This window comes from Mucilaginibacter sp. KACC 22063 (genome assembly GCF_028736115.1).
GTDB lineage: Bacteria > Bacteroidota > Bacteroidia > Sphingobacteriales > Sphingobacteriaceae > Mucilaginibacter.
The window spans coordinates 1,559,875-1,574,190 of the sequence record NZ_CP117877.1 but is presented as its reverse complement, the minus strand read 5'-3'; the positions used below and the strand labels follow the sequence as shown (position 1 = coordinate 1,574,190).

10 protein-coding genes are annotated in these 14,316 nt (G+C 40.2%); 3 read left to right on the top strand and 7 right to left on the bottom strand.

Annotated features, from left to right (window positions below):
• The first annotated feature begins 329 nt into the window (after positions 1 to 329).
• Both PQ461_RS06875 and PQ461_RS06870 read left to right on the top strand, forming a co-directional pair.
• Positions 330 to 902 carry a hypothetical protein gene (locus tag PQ461_RS06875; RefSeq protein ID WP_274302689.1) on the top strand — a complete coding sequence of 191 codons (573 nt, stop codon included), beginning with the start codon at positions 330 to 332 and terminating at the stop codon, positions 900 to 902.
• Between the two features lie 87 nt (positions 903 to 989).
• Positions 990 to 1,784, top strand: a complete 795-nt coding sequence (locus PQ461_RS06870; RefSeq protein ID WP_274302688.1) for an SDR family NAD(P)-dependent oxidoreductase — start codon at positions 990 to 992, stop codon at positions 1,782 to 1,784.
• Positions 1,785 to 1,879: 95 nt separating this feature from the next.
• Here the strand turns inward: PQ461_RS06870 and PQ461_RS06865 are convergent, their stop codons facing one another.
• Positions 1,880 to 4,267: an ABC transporter permease gene (locus PQ461_RS06865; protein ID WP_274302686.1), complete on the bottom strand. Its 2,388-nt coding sequence runs from the start codon at positions 4,265 to 4,267 to the stop codon at positions 1,880 to 1,882.
• A gap of 204 nt (positions 4,268 to 4,471) precedes the next feature.
• Between PQ461_RS06865 and PQ461_RS06860 the strand changes: the two genes are divergently transcribed.
• Complete coding sequence (locus PQ461_RS06860) at positions 4,472 to 4,975, top strand: GNAT family N-acetyltransferase (RefSeq protein ID WP_274302684.1); 504 nt, start codon at positions 4,472 to 4,474, stop codon at positions 4,973 to 4,975.
• A gap of 65 nt (positions 4,976 to 5,040) precedes the next feature.
• Here the strand turns inward: PQ461_RS06860 and PQ461_RS06855 are convergent, their stop codons facing one another.
• The 6 genes from PQ461_RS06855 to PQ461_RS06830 all read right to left on the bottom strand — a co-directional run bounded on the left by PQ461_RS06855 (position 5,041) and on the right by PQ461_RS06830 (position 14,295).
• Complete coding sequence (locus PQ461_RS06855) at positions 5,041 to 5,493, bottom strand: MarR family winged helix-turn-helix transcriptional regulator (protein ID WP_274302682.1); 453 nt, start codon at positions 5,491 to 5,493, stop codon at positions 5,041 to 5,043.
• 81 nt (positions 5,494 to 5,574) lie between these two features.
• On the bottom strand, positions 5,575 to 8,148 hold the full coding sequence (locus PQ461_RS06850; RefSeq protein WP_274302681.1) for a DUF5686 and carboxypeptidase-like regulatory domain-containing protein: 2,574 nt from the start codon (positions 8,146 to 8,148) through the stop codon (positions 5,575 to 5,577).
• 14 nt (positions 8,149 to 8,162) lie between these two features.
• Complete coding sequence (locus tag PQ461_RS06845; RefSeq protein WP_274302679.1) at positions 8,163 to 8,537, bottom strand: hypothetical protein; 375 nt, start codon at positions 8,535 to 8,537, stop codon at positions 8,163 to 8,165.
• A gap of 113 nt (positions 8,538 to 8,650) precedes the next feature.
• Entirely contained in the window at positions 8,651 to 10,942 is a 2,292-nt protein-coding gene (locus tag PQ461_RS06840; protein WP_274302677.1) for a GAF domain-containing protein, read from the bottom strand.
• Between the two features lie 35 nt (positions 10,943 to 10,977).
• Entirely contained in the window at positions 10,978 to 13,026 is a 2,049-nt protein-coding gene (ppk1, locus tag PQ461_RS06835; protein WP_274302675.1) for a polyphosphate kinase 1, read from the bottom strand.
• Between the two features lie 6 nt (positions 13,027 to 13,032).
• Positions 13,033 to 14,295 (bottom strand): Pycsar system effector family protein, encoded by a 1,263-nt coding sequence (locus PQ461_RS06830; protein WP_274302672.1) that lies wholly within the window; start codon positions 14,293 to 14,295, stop codon positions 13,033 to 13,035.
• Between the last annotated feature and the right edge of the window lie 21 nt (positions 14,296 to 14,316).

Here is a 14,316-nt window from a genome sequence, read left to right as displayed (position 1 = left end):
TACCTACCGCAACAAGCCCGAGGTCACATTGAGAAAGGTTATGTTAGATCAGTGCATAGTGCAATATTTTTTTAGAAATGTTGCTCGCAGTAACCTAACGCAACAATCTTAAATGCCGCATCAGCGCAGGCTGGCAATTAAAGATATTGCTAAAGCACAAATATTGAAAGCCTGCAGTGTGAGCGGCGAGTTCTTTTGGTTACTTTTTCTTGACAGCCAAGAAAAAGTAACATTCAACAATATTAATGTACTGCTGCCGATAAGGTAGAATACTATAATCTACACAAATATGGCATGATAATCGCATTAAGATCATAAACAATCAGCTCATGCCAGTCATCAAACTACCTAAGTTAAAAACAGACAAAGTAAAAGCCGATCTTAAAGAAGCATTATCAAAACTTGCCAAAGGCGGCTTCAGAAAGATATTCGATCATCTTGACCAGCTAAAAATTAAAAAAGGCGTCGATAAGCTCGGAATCGAAAAGTTCATCAACCAGTGTGCTTTTCTTGCGGCAGGTTCGGGCGCTATTATAGGTTTGGGTGGTTTCTCCACTATCCTCATCGGCGTTCCGTTAGATATTGCTAACCTGATTACTCAGCAGTTCCGTGTAACTATGGCCATCGCTTATTATAACACAGGCAGTACCAGTCTTGATTTTAATGATTTTATGCGCATCGTAGCTTCGTCATTACGTGTGGATACCGGTATGGCCATTTCTAAAAATGTAATGGAAGAAGTTGCCGAAAAGCTGATGGTCAACATAGGCTCAAAAACAGCTGAACGTTTAATGCCGGTTGTTGGTGCTGCCATCGGCGGAACAGTGAATTACCTTTTTATTAAACGTATTGGCGATAACCTGCTAAAAAAGAATCCGCAGCAAACCATTGTTATTAAATAAGGCAATTGTCAGCCGTGTTACATCTTTAACCAAACATCTGTAACTGTTAAAGCACATGGCTTAGCTTTGCCAGCAAACATTTCAACTATGAATTTGCAATTAGAAGATAAGTTAGCTTTAGTTACAGGCTCAACCGCCGGTATAGGATATGCCATAGCCAAACAATTAGCACATGAGGGTGCAAAAGTTATTGTTACCGGCCGTACTGATAAACGCGTTAATGATGCTGTTGAACAGATTAAAGCAGATACCGGCAACAACTTTGTTAAAGGTTATGCGGTTGATTTTTCGAAGAAAGAAGAGATCGATAATCTGATCAGCCAGGTGCCGGAAGTTGACATCCTGATTAATAATGTGGCTATTTTTGAACCTAAAGAATTTGCCGCAATTACTGACGAGGACTGGCTGAAGTTTTACGAAGTAAATGTAATGAGCGGCATCCGCATGTCGCGCGCTTATTTTGATAAAATGCTACAGAAGAACTGGGGACGTATCATTTTCATCTCAAGCGAGTCAGCGTTACAAATACCGGCAGAAATGATCCATTACGGCATGACAAAAACTGCGCAAATAGCCGTTGCCCGCGGCTTAGCCGAACTTACCCGTAGCACTAATGTTACTGTAAATACTGTATTACCGGGGCCAACCATGTCTGAAGGTGTGGGTGGTTTTATCGAAAACCTGGCTAAAGATCAAAATAAATCAAAAGAAGAAGTTGAGCGCGACTTCTTCGTACACATGCGCCCTACATCTCTAATACAACGCTTTTTATCAACCGAAGAAATTGCCAACGTGGTAACCTTCCTGGCAAGTCCGCTGGCTTCAGCTACCAACGGAGCAGCCATCAGAGCAGAAGGCGGTTTACTGAAAACAGCTGTTTAATAGCTCAGATATCAGAGGCCAGAAACAAGAGGCGAGCATACTTAATTAACTTGTTCTTGTTTCTGGCTTCTTGTTTATAATATCCTGACTCTGAGTTACTCGTTTCTTAAACTCTTCACCGGGTTTGCAAATGCAGCCTTAATTGACTGGAAGCTGATGGTGGCAAAGGCAATAATAAGTGCTATTAAACTTGCTGCAATAAACATCCATGCATTCATATGTATGCGATAAGCAAAATTGTTCAGCCACATACCCATAGCCCACCATGCAATTGGCACAGCAATTATGGTTGCAATAATTACCAGTTTCATCAGGTCTTTTGATAGCATATTAACAATATTGCTTACGCTTGCTCCAAGTACCTTACGTATACCAATTTCTTTGTTTCTCTGTTGGGCAGTAAAAGTTACCAAACCGAATAAACCAAGGCAGGCTATACTTATGGCCAGCGCACTAAAAATAAATAACAGACTACCCTGCTTTCGCTCTGACTGATACTGGCTGTTAAAGTTCTGATCAAGAAATTGAAAATCAATCTTTTCGTTGTCATATCCGCCATATACACGTGCAATGTAGTTAAGCGTTTGCAGAATATTAGCTTTGGCAATACGAACATAAAAGTTATCACCATCTTTTGCCTGTTGCGGCATACCCATAACAACCGGGGCAATTTTATGCTGCAATGAGTTAGTATTAAAATCCTTCACTACACCTATAATTGTTTGCGAAATAACGTTGCCTTTGCCATCAACGCCGGTACGCACTTTACGACCAATGGCATTTTGCCAACCCATTTCTTTAACAAGTGTTTCGTTAACTATTATCGCATCTGTTTTGTCGGTAAGCTGCTTAAGGTCGAAGTTGCGGCCCTGCAAAAGTTTGATCTGCATGGTAGGGATAAAATCCTGATCAATCACAAGGTTTTGCACAATCTTGGTTTCAGGTCCGGCTTTGCCATTTAAATCGAGCGCAAAATCGCCTGATGAAAGATCATAACTGCCAATCGGGTTGCCTGCAACAGCAACAGCCTGCACTGCAGGGTTTTCCATAAGTTGTGCTTTTATAGTTGCTGCTTTTGCACGGGCATCCTGGTCATGAATATGGAATGTAAGTACCTGCTGTTTATTGAAGCCGAGGTCTTTGTTGATTACATATTTAAGCTGACTGTAAATAACACATAGCCCGGTGATCATTACAATGGTTATCACAAATTGAAATACCACTAATGACTTTCTGAAAAACACAGTACCTGCTTGATTGCCCATTTGCCCCTTTAGGGCGGGTATGGTTTTAAAGCCGGATAAAAACAATGCAGGATATATCCCACTCAACAACCCGGAAACAATTATAAAGGCAGTAAAAAGAATCAGCGTTTGTGTCATGCCAAAATGCCATAAATCAAGATGCTTGCCTGATAGGTTATTGAAATATGGTAATGAAGCATAAATGATCACGTAGGCAATCAGGGCTGCAATTAAATTTAGCAGTATCGACTCTGCAAAGAATTGCAGCATCAGCTGTTTTCTGTCTGAACCAATCACCTTACGCAAGCCGATCTCTTTAACCCTTGTGGCCGACCGCGCAGTGGCAAGGTTTACATAATTAATAATGGCAATGCCCAGTACCAAAATACCTATTAAACTAAATACATAAACATAACTTGCGTTGCCGTTTCCGGGCGTATCATAACTTAAATGTGAGTGTAAGTGGATAGAGGTAACTGGCTGTAATTCTAAACGAAATTTCATATTGCCGAAAACCCCTTTTAGATATTTCTGATAGAATGCTTCTGAAGAATTTTCTATGCGTTTGTAATCGTCTGGATGTTTTAATAAAACATAGGTTGATAAATCTGAATTGCCCCAGGGTTCGTCATAATGGGTACCAAATGATCGTATTGCAGCAAAAGTTAAGTGTGAATTTGCAGGGATATCTTCTATCACCGCAGTTACTTGTGTCTGGTTTCCATCTATGATCAGGGTTTTACCATACGCATTTTTAAAATCGCCAAATATTGAGGAGGCAAGGGTACGGCTAAGTACAATACTTTGCGGTTTAGTTAATGCACTTGCGGCATTGCCACTTATAAATTGATAGCTGAATATGTTAAATAAGGAGGCATCAGCAAACACCATGTTATTTACGGTCAGCTGCTTATCCCCATAAACTATCTTGCCATTACCTTCACCATTAATACGTACAGCATCTTCTACCTCGGCATAGTCATTTTTTAATGCTGCCGCATACGGTGCAGATGTTGGCGCCAGATCAAATTTGCCGCCGTTCCAGGCTCCATGTTGCACTACCCTGAAAATGCGGTCGGCTTTAGTATTATAACGGTCATAACTCAGTTCATCAGTAACATACAATGCCAGTATGCAAAAAGCAGCAATCCCTATAGCCAGGCCTAAAATATTAATCAGCGAAAAAACGCGATGCTTATTCAGGTTTCTCCAGGCTGTTTTAAAGTAATTGCGTATCATAATTGGTTAATCTAAAATTAGTTAATTATCCGACAATACAACATTCCCACACAACCATACCAACAAAACAATTAACTAATTATCAATAACTTATGAAATTCATAGAAATAAATATTGTATCGTTAACGTACATGAACTGACCGATAGCAAACAAAGTTAACTTAGAAATGAAACTTCAGCATTTCAAATAAGATATATTAGCATATGCAAATCAGAAAAGCTACCCTGGCAGATGTACCTGCTATTATGAATATCATTAAGAAAATAGTTCCGTTGATGCAGGCCGATGGCAATTTTCAATGGAACGAAACTTATCCTAATACCGAAGTTTTTGAAAAAGATATTGCTGCCGGCCAGTTGTGGGTTGCAGATATTGATGGGCAAATTGCAGGTGTAAGCGCTATTACTACAGAGCAATATCCTGAATATGCAGATGCGGGTTTAGATATTACAGAGGAAGCTATTGTGCCTCACAGGGTAGCTGTAGATCCTGACTTCAGAGGTATGGGTGCGGCAAAAGCATTAATGCTGGAAGCCGAAGAGGAAGCCAAACGTCGCCACATTAAAATACTTAGGGTTGATACCAACTCACAAAACAAAGCAACACAGGCATTATTCCCAAAACTTGGTTACCGCTTTTGCGGTTCGATAGGATTGCAGTTCAGGCCGGGATTAAGCTTTTTATGTTATGAAAAAACTATAGCTTAATAGTATTATAACTAAACAGCCCGCCTTTCAGCGGGCCGTTTAGCCTTATTAATCACTATATAAACTTAACACTTTACCGGTAGATGGTCGTGAAAATCGATCAGCTTCATCATTACATCAATAGCTATCTCGTAGTTTTTCGCGCCAACTATTTTTTTATATTCTGCCTCCAGTTTATAGATCTGATCTACAATAGAATTATAAAACTGCTTGCCTTCTTCTGTATAACACAAAGTAACGGCACGTGCATCAGACTTACTTTTCTGGCTGGTGACCAGGTTAATTGATTCCAGCTCTTTTATAATTTTACTGGTGGCCTGTTTAGTTACATTCAGTTTTTCTGCAAGAGCATTATTTGAGATCCCTTCAGAACCAATGCTCATAAATAATGGCAAATGCGCATTATTGAAGTTATGACAACCACAGCAAAGCTGCGAGTTAATCCAATCGTCCATGTACCTTTTTAGCAGGTAAATAAGCTTACAGACAATCCTGTGCGATTCCTCAATTTTCGTCATATCCTTCTTCTGTTTTTAGCAACGGATTTGCCGCGGTTTCTGGTAATTTAACGATTATTAGTCAACTTGGTTCACAATATATTAAAAATCAAACTTAACTAATGCCCTTAAGCCCCATTTAGGTGCATCAGGGTGATCAAGGTAAGTGAAACGCCTTACCATGTCTAAACGTAACACTTTAAATATGTTACCTACACCAACGCTTCCCTCAATGTAAGGGCCATTGTCTAAAGAGTAAGTAGTAGCCACACCCTCTGAATTTACAGGATAGCGCAATAGTCCCGGGTTTAAATATGGATTGTTTTGGCTGCGTACACCACCCCATAAGCCTTTAAAATCAATGATCTCACGCAGTTTCAAATCTCTTAACAATGGAATTTTATTAAAGAAGAACCCGTTAAAGTTGTGGTCGATATTTATACTTACGTAATGGTCGCTCACAAACTCAAGGAAGTTCATTAAGTTGTATGACTGTAATTGCAAAGCATAAGTTTGGTTAGCGTGGTGAATATCCAGCAATGCAAAAGGCAGTTGGCCAAAAATATAGTTACCCTCTGCAGTAACGTCTGTATAACCAAGTTGAGACAAATAAAAGCGTTTGTTGATATTGGCTGTTACGTTCTCGTATTTGTAGTCGCCACCCAAAAAGCTCATCCCCTGTATATACCTCAATGTAAAGATGGGGTACTTATCAATAATAGGGATACGATACAATTTACCCTGATAGAATCTTTCATGTGGTGCATAACGCAGTTCTAAAGATGCTTCAGTAGTATTTATAGAATTAACATTATTTACTCCGGGTAAAATCGGCGCAAGTCCATTTTGGAAATACAACCCACCTGTAGCACTTTGGTTCCATTTTTTGAAGCCCAGTTTGTATGAAAAATGGCTAAGGTACTCGTGTACATAATCCAGGCGGAAAATATCATTATACAGCCACATGTCGTTGTCGCCGCGTTTGAAAGACAGCAAGAAGTTATCTTCCTGAACAAACTGTAATTCCTGTCCCGGAATTTTAGTATCGTGCTGATAACTTGCCCTTATGTAATTTTGCGGAAACTGGTAAATAGACTTATCATTGATAGAGTAAGTTGCGCTTCCGAAATATTTTAAGCGCTCATCTTTAGTACCGTAAGCAGCATAGGTTTCAAAATAATAACGTTTGCTTAAAGCAGGCGTTGTACGGCCACCTAAACGCGGGCGGAAACCTTCAACCGGGTTAAAGCTATAAAAGGTGTTTACCGGGCCAACCTCAAACGGGCCAAAGTTTTTGTAACCTGCAACAAACAGGGTGACCAGGTCCATAGTACGTTTAAACGAAGGAATAGTCTGCAGGCTGTCAATATTTTTGTAAACATTAGCCTGTGCGGTTGATAACGTATCCGGACGGCTCATCATCCAATAACCATCATCTTTTTTATCAGAATTTAACGCAATAACCTGTGCCGGGCCTGCATAAGTTTGCGCAGGGCGAGGTGAATTTGTGGTATAATTAGTTAAAATCACCTTACGCTCGCCGTAAACACCGCCGCCTTTATTCTTATTCAAAGCAAACTCCATTTTTAGGTCGCTTTGGTTCAGGTAATACCTGCCGTCCACATTTTTTTCAAACGTAAGGTTGGCCTGCATCTGGCGAACGAAGTTCAGGTTGATATGCTTGTTAACGGTCAACTGTGCACCTTCAACAGCGTAGTTACCATCCATAGTAACGTAAAGCTTACCCTCAAAAAGCATATCAGTAGTATTACGCGGGGTAAAGCTTAACTCAATTAACTGCGGGCTTTGATCTTTTAGCGTATCCGTAATAAAGAACTTATAAAAATCAGGTGAGTGATCAGCAATAGGGCTTAGCAACTGGTTGGTAAGCAGGGATACGTTATTATCGTAAATATTGATATCCTGGTACAAACGGTTAAAGTAAGCCGACAAACCTTGATTATCTACAAAGTTCTCGTCGTATTTAACTTGCTTGGTAGCCTCTATAATTTGCTTTTTAGCGTAAGGCGCCTTGCGATAATAGTTTTGCGAAAGCTTTTCTTCCATATAAACAGGAAGCACATTTTTACCGCCGATAGCGGTTGAATCCTGTTGTTCAAAAAGGAACTGATAATTTTTGAAGATCTTTTTTTGTTTAAACTGGTCAGACAGGTTGCTCAGGTAAAAATTCATGCGCTCATACTGTTTGTATTCGGCATAATCATAGCTTTCAACACGGTTTTGAGCCTTATGCGCAATTACCTTGCGGATCAGTTCAACAGCCGGATTGTCTTTGTTACGATATTTGGCTTTCTTACCTGATCTTACAACTACCTCGGTAAGTAAACGGCTGTCTGCGCCAAGCGCTACGTTCACGGTTTGTTCCTTACCGGGTTCGATATTACGGATCACAGTTTTGTAACCTACAAATGATACCTTGATCTGGTTGAGTTCAGGCTTGTTGGTAACGATATGAAATTTACCGTTTACATCTGTGCTTACCCCTTGTGTACTTCCGTTAAAAACTACGGTTACATAAGGTAGCGTTTCTTTGGTTTTAATATCAGTAACCGTACCGTTTACTACAGTTTGCCCAAAAGACAAAACTGTAGTAAGAATGCCGGCCAATACCAGCATGGTACGCTTGATATATATGGAGGGTGTTATAGTTTCCATTTACTTTCTAAATGTTAATTGAGTACTGAGTGATTATGAGGACGATTGAGCGTTGAAATAATTTTATTTACGGTATGCGAAATTGACTTTGCCGGTTTTGATACCAGCTTTAAGCCAATTGCACTATACACTTTGATGGTCAGCAGCAGGTAATCGATATTGATATCGGCACCGTTAAGATTTTGCTTAAAACCTTCATAAGAGGCATGCAATAAGTAGTTTGTTACATTTTTCCAGTTAGTTTTAGTCGGAATGACATTTTCCTGACGTTCGCTTTTTTCGCATTCGCCTGTCTCTTTATTAAACTCAATGCATTTAAAGCTGGTAGTTGCCTGAGATTTTTTAAAGAAATTTTGAAAAGTATGCTGTGATAAACTTAACGTTGCCATGTCTACTTGATTGATGAAGCAAAAGTAAACCAAGTTGACTAAAATAGTAAACCAAATTGACTAATTGACAACGGGGTGACAAATGTAGAATAAATCTCGTAAAAGCGGGAAATTTAGTGTGTAATTTTAACACGAAGTGCGCGTAATCCAGCTACGCCCTGCAGATCTTCCAACTCAAAGTTTTCGATTTCATCGCCAAGTAAATGTTGCTGCTGCAGCTTGGCAATATAACCGCGATATTCCTGCTCCTCGGTATCGCTCGAATAAACAATAGTTACTTTACCAGCTTCAGTTATTCTTTCAGCCGAATTTTTGATATGCGCTTTATCTATACGTTTTTTAACGATCTCGAAACGTGCATTGTAGGTACCGTCTATATCAAAACGTTTTTCGTCCATGCGGAAACGGATGGATATTGCTGTGTAATAAGCCAGTATGAGCGTAGTAACCTCAAATTGAAAAGGCAGCCTTGGTTTAATTTCATTATAGGCTCTTTCCATTTCACATAGTGCAGTCAATTGCCAAAGCCTTAGATGATGCAAATGCGTAAGGTTAAATCCACGGTCGGGAGAAATGGAAGCACCGATATACATATTATGCTCTACCCCATCGGTTTTAAAACGCTCGTAATAATGCGGAAATATTAACTGGGCCTCGGCTTCCTTAACATCAAGATAGCGCGTAAGCTTGTCATTGATCAACGATACTGTTGTTTCATACTTACGTCGGTGGATGTAAAAATCGCCCGACTTTTTATTTGTTTCCGCAAAATAGCTGTCAAGTGCAGGCCTGAGGTCGCTACAGTTTTGCTGTAACAACTTATAATGCACTACACTGCTCAGGTAATCGGTAATATGCTGTTCGGTACTGGCCAGTATCGGGTTTTTCAATTCGTTCATGAAACCCTCTACCATCTTTCGCTCTCCTTCAAAAGCTGCTTTACCACAAAACTTTTCGGCCTGGTACAAGGTAACAAGCAATGCACTCAGTTGATTTTTCAGGTCATGCTGAATACTAGCATTACGCGCTTCAGACGACCCCTTGATATCAATCTGCCCGTATAAAGGGTACACGTCGTTAAATATAACTTCTTTAAGCGCGTAACTTTCGCCCTGCCGGCGCGCATGAATCAGTTTTTGCGCCTCTTCCCTGAACCGCCAGTAAACACTGGTGTGTATGGTGGTATAATAATTTTGAATGATGGCTTGGACCTGGTTTTGAAATTCAGATACACCGCGTTCAACCGTATCTGTTAAAAATGGCATCACCATTTCCAACTTGTGTGCATTAACACTGTTTAATGCTTTAGCGGTTGACGAAACCAATTCTAACACACCTAACAATATGCCGTTTTTAATTACAGGCGCCAATATGATACTGCGTATATCCTCTGCCAACAAATGCAGTCCCAATCCGCTATTGTTTTCCCCGGCAAAACGTTCAACATCTGCTATTGCAAAATAATTACGTTCCTGCACAGTGTCATTATAAAACTCCATGCATATCGTATTGTCAAGCCCTATTTCACCCTCTTTTAAAATATAGCTTTTTAACGGGTTGTCTAAATTAGTGTTACTAAAAATGTTCGCTTCCTTATTGTACAGCATAAACCCCACCCTAAGATCGGGCAAGCTGTAAATGGAACGGAAAATAGATTCCATGCTTTCTTTAAAGTTAGCCAGATCAGAGCTAAGCAGCTTTTCTTTAAGTAATGAAACCGCATTTTCAACAGTTGCATCATACAGGTTCATTAAAGAAAACCCGCGCAGCATCCAGCTTTCTTTCGGAAACTTGGCTTTCCATAACTCCAGGTCGTCGTAATTGTCCAGCAGCAGGTCGATATCTTCCTGCGTTAGCTTTACAGAACGCTCTGTTGGCGTTATGTGCAGAAAATCGGCGTTATATAAAATACGGTAGTGTTTTATGGTACCATTAGCTGTAGGGATATCATAAAACATGGGTTTATTAAAATCTAACCGGGTACCATAATGCTCGTTAAGAATAATGCAGCAGCTTAACACATAGGATTGGTGCTCGTCAAAATCGCGGATACCGATGTCAAAATCGGGACCAGCTGCATCAAGTATTCGTTTAAAGCGCTCAGAAAAGTTAAAAACTACCTTACGATAAGGCAGGCCTACTGCTTTAATTTCATTTTCAGAAAGTTCGGCCGGAAAGTAATCTGCAAGCATCCTGCGTATTAGTTCTGCATTCTGCTCAATCTCTTCAATGGTGTTTATACCATCCCGCAGTTCAGGATGCAGCGCAATCTCGGCAAGCAGTTCTTTCGCCTCGGCAGCCTTTACATTATTCGGATCAGACGCAACTTTCTCAAGCTTTTCAATTACCTCGAAAAAGGATAAATGAATTTCAAACGGTGATTCGATGTTTAAAGGCAGGCCCATATTTTATAAACTCTGCGCAAATTTTAACATTTTATTTAATTCTTTCGCTGCAAAAATTGATAAATCGCCCTTTGCGAGCTTAAATGATTACCATTTGCTTCAATTTTTACATTATTTAAAGAATCATCTATCCTAACTGCCTGAACATTATCATTTAGTTGAAAATCGATCAACTGCATCATTTCCTTTTTTATGTCTTCGTCATATACCGGGAAACATACCTCTATCCGATGATAGATATTCCTGTTCATCCAGTCGGCAGAACCCATAAACAGTTCCATGTTACCATTATTGCCGAAAATAAATACACGCCCATGCTCCAGGTAACGATCTACAATACGCCGTATGTTGATGTTTTCGCTCATGCCTGCTACACCTGGAATCAAGCGGCAAATACTACGAACAATTAAGGCTATTTTAACCCCTGCCTGCGATGCTTCATAAAGTTTATTAATCAACACCTCTTCTTCAAGGTTATTCATTTTGATGGTGATCTGCGCAGGCAAACCTTGTTTGGCAAAGCCGATTTCGCGGTCAATCAACGCTAAGAACTTGCTTTGCAAATTGAACTGTGCAACCAACAAATGCTCAAAGCCGATCATATCCGGCGAGGATACTTTTTGGCGTTTAGCAAGGAAAATAAACAGTAACTCCACTTCGCGCAACAGCTTGGTATTGGCAGTAAGCAAAATGTGATCTGTATAAAACCTGGCTGTCCCCTCATTTAAGTTACCGGTGGCCAGCAAGCCGGTATATTTTATGCGGTTGTTCCTTTTAGTTTTTACCAGTGCTATTTTAGCATGTATTTTAAGCGCAGTGATGCTGTAAATAATGCTCACTCCTGCCGCTTTCATTTTCTTGGCCCACTTTAAATTGTTGGCTTCATCAAAACGGGCTTTCAGTTCAACAACAACATTTACCTTTTTTCCATTCTTAGCGGCGCTGATCAGCGCATTAACAATGCGCGAGTCGCTGGCTACACGGTAAAGCGTTACATTGATTTCAACAACATCGGGGTTAATGGCAGCCTCATTAAAAAACCGCAATACCGGATGATAGGATTGGTATGGCGCATGCACCATCAGGTCCTTCTCTTCAATTACCTCGGCAATGGTTCTGGCTACTTTAACTTCGGGCAAATCAATTGGCGGCCACTTATCATAAGCCAAATCCTTATTGCTGACCGGTAATGATACCAGATCTTTCAGGTTATGATAACGTGCACCTTCTACTGTGGTTGCGTTTTCTATCTTCAGTTCCATTCGCAACATTTCCAGTATACGTAATGGCAAACCCTGCTCAAATAAAAACCTTGTGGCTAAGCCTGCATCGCGCTTGCTCAGCTGCTTTTCTATCTGCTCTGATAAGTCTCCAGGGTATTCATCTTTCAAATCAAGTTCGGCATCGCGGGTGATCTTAAAACTATAACAGGATATGATCTCCATATTGCGGAAAACCTTATCCATATTATACCGGATGATATCATCAAGGAAGAAGATAATTTGCCCATCATCTGTTTGTGTGGTGAAGAATCGCGGCAGCTGGTCTGACGGGATATTCAACAACATTAGCTGTTCTTTGTCGTCCTTATCTTTTAGCTGTACAATAAAATACAGCTTATTATTTTCCGGAAAGAAGATGGCTTTTTCATCAAGCGGTACCGGTTGTAGAAAAGCCATCACTTCCGAAAGGAAATAATCGCTTACCTCACTTTTTACAAAATCCGGAAATTCTTCGCTATAACATACATGCACACCCTTTTCGCGTAAACCGGGTATCAACTGATTCACAAAAATATCGCCGAACCTAACCTGCTGCTCATGGATAATGTTGCCTGCCTGATGCAAGACCTTTGCCTGCTCATCAAAGTCAAAATCGTTGCTATCTTTTTTGCTGATCTTCTCTAAGGCTTTTAATACCGGCATACGTACCCGGTAAAACTCATCAAGATTGGATGAGAATATCCCAAGAAACTTAACCCTTTCAATTAATGGCGTATTGGGTTTAGCAGCTTCTTCTAATACACGGCCATTAAAAGCCAGCCAGCTAATATCGCGGTTAAAAAATTCGGCAGACTGAAGCATAATTGTTTATTTATGACCGAAAAATGCCGAAGCAATAATGAATGCCAGTACAGCCCCAATAAGGCCAAACATAAATATGTTATAAGATATGCGCAACAGGCGATATTTTTTACCTAATACAATGCCTTGTGTATAAACATCCCTGGTTAAGCTGCCATACAAAAAGTCCCTGTCTTCCATCATTTTTGCCATACCATAGGTATAATCATCAAGCGACATACGGTAAAAATTACCAAAGAACAACAGGTTAACCTGTTTATTATCAACATCCTGACGGGTAAAAACCCCCTCGGGTAAGGAAGGCCTTGTTGCCAGTATGGCAAAGGTCATTGCCAGCAAACTTACTGTTAATATAATACAGGTTGGGATGATCAGGTATTCGTTTTCACTTAAACGGCGCAACAACAAACTGATAATTGCCGATAATATGATTGAATTGACCGTGATCATGATATGCGCCTTGTTGTCGGCCATATCGCTTAAACGTTGATGGTTGCTCGAGCTGATACGGAACATGGTTTCGATCCCCTTCTCGGGCTTGTCTTTTTTACTTTTTTTACTTGCTGTAGCTACAGGTTCTTTTGTTGGAAGTATCTGCACCGGATCATCAAACTTTTGCTCTTTTACCAGCTTTTTGTTATCCCTTTCAGCGTCTTTATCCTTTTCCTTTTCTTTTTTGGCCACTTTGTCTTTTAATTCTTCTAAATTTTTTTGTTTGGTTTCTGTAAGCAGCAGTTGTGCATAATCTGTATGGTAGTGCTGCATTTCCAAAAAGTGGATGGTTTTTAAATGCCAGTCATATTTGCTGATACCATCCTGGTGCCACTCGTTATACTCGTCGCGCAATAGTTTATCACGGTCGCGAAAGGTATCTGTACCGAGGTTAAACAGATCGGCATCGCATAAGATCCTTTCATTAAGCGATTGCGGATTTTGCGGCATTTTGGTAGCCATTATGCAGCGCTTAACCGCATCTATGTCTTCGGCAGGTACAGCATGCTTTTTCAGGAAGTTCTCGGCAAGTACAGCCCCCTGTTCTTCATGGTGTTTTGCATCAATAGGATAACCCAGATCATGAAACCATGCAGCGGCTACTACAATAAAAAAGTCATGGTCGTCTAACTGATAATGGTTAGCAATTTCTGTAGCACGGGTCACTACTTCATTAGTATGTTTTTTATCGTGATATGGAAACTTGCCCATATCATTATTTTGGTAGAAGTATTTAACGTACTCGCTAACTTGCTCCAATATCTCCTGATAATTCATTTAATAAACCTGTTTAGATTG

What these genes read in the sequence shown, in the direction of transcription:
- PQ461_RS06870 (WP_274302688.1), top strand. Translation starts at nt 990, where the DNA reads ATGAATTTGCAATTAGAAGATAAGTTAGCTTTAGTTACAGGCTCAACC.
- PQ461_RS06865 (WP_274302686.1), bottom strand. Translation starts at nt 4,267, where the DNA reads ATGATACGCAATTACTTTAAAACAGCCTGGAGAAACCTGAATAAGCAT.
- ppk1 (WP_274302675.1), bottom strand. Translation starts at nt 13,026, where the DNA reads ATGCTTCAGTCTGCCGAATTTTTTAACCGCGATATTAGCTGGCTGGCT.
- PQ461_RS06830 (WP_274302672.1), bottom strand. Translation starts at nt 14,295, where the DNA reads ATGAATTATCAGGAGATATTGGAGCAAGTTAGCGAGTACGTTAAATAC.
- PQ461_RS06875 (WP_274302689.1), top strand. Translation starts at nt 330, where the DNA reads ATGCCAGTCATCAAACTACCTAAGTTAAAAACAGACAAAGTAAAAGCC.
- PQ461_RS06845 (WP_274302679.1), bottom strand. Translation starts at nt 8,537, where the DNA reads ATGGCAACGTTAAGTTTATCACAGCATACTTTTCAAAATTTCTTTAAA.
- PQ461_RS06860 (WP_274302684.1), top strand. Translation starts at nt 4,472, where the DNA reads ATGCAAATCAGAAAAGCTACCCTGGCAGATGTACCTGCTATTATGAAT.
- PQ461_RS06855 (WP_274302682.1), bottom strand. Translation starts at nt 5,493, where the DNA reads ATGACGAAAATTGAGGAATCGCACAGGATTGTCTGTAAGCTTATTTAC.
- PQ461_RS06850 (WP_274302681.1), bottom strand. Translation starts at nt 8,148, where the DNA reads ATGGAAACTATAACACCCTCCATATATATCAAGCGTACCATGCTGGTA.
- PQ461_RS06840 (WP_274302677.1), bottom strand. Translation starts at nt 10,942, where the DNA reads ATGGGCCTGCCTTTAAACATCGAATCACCGTTTGAAATTCATTTATCC.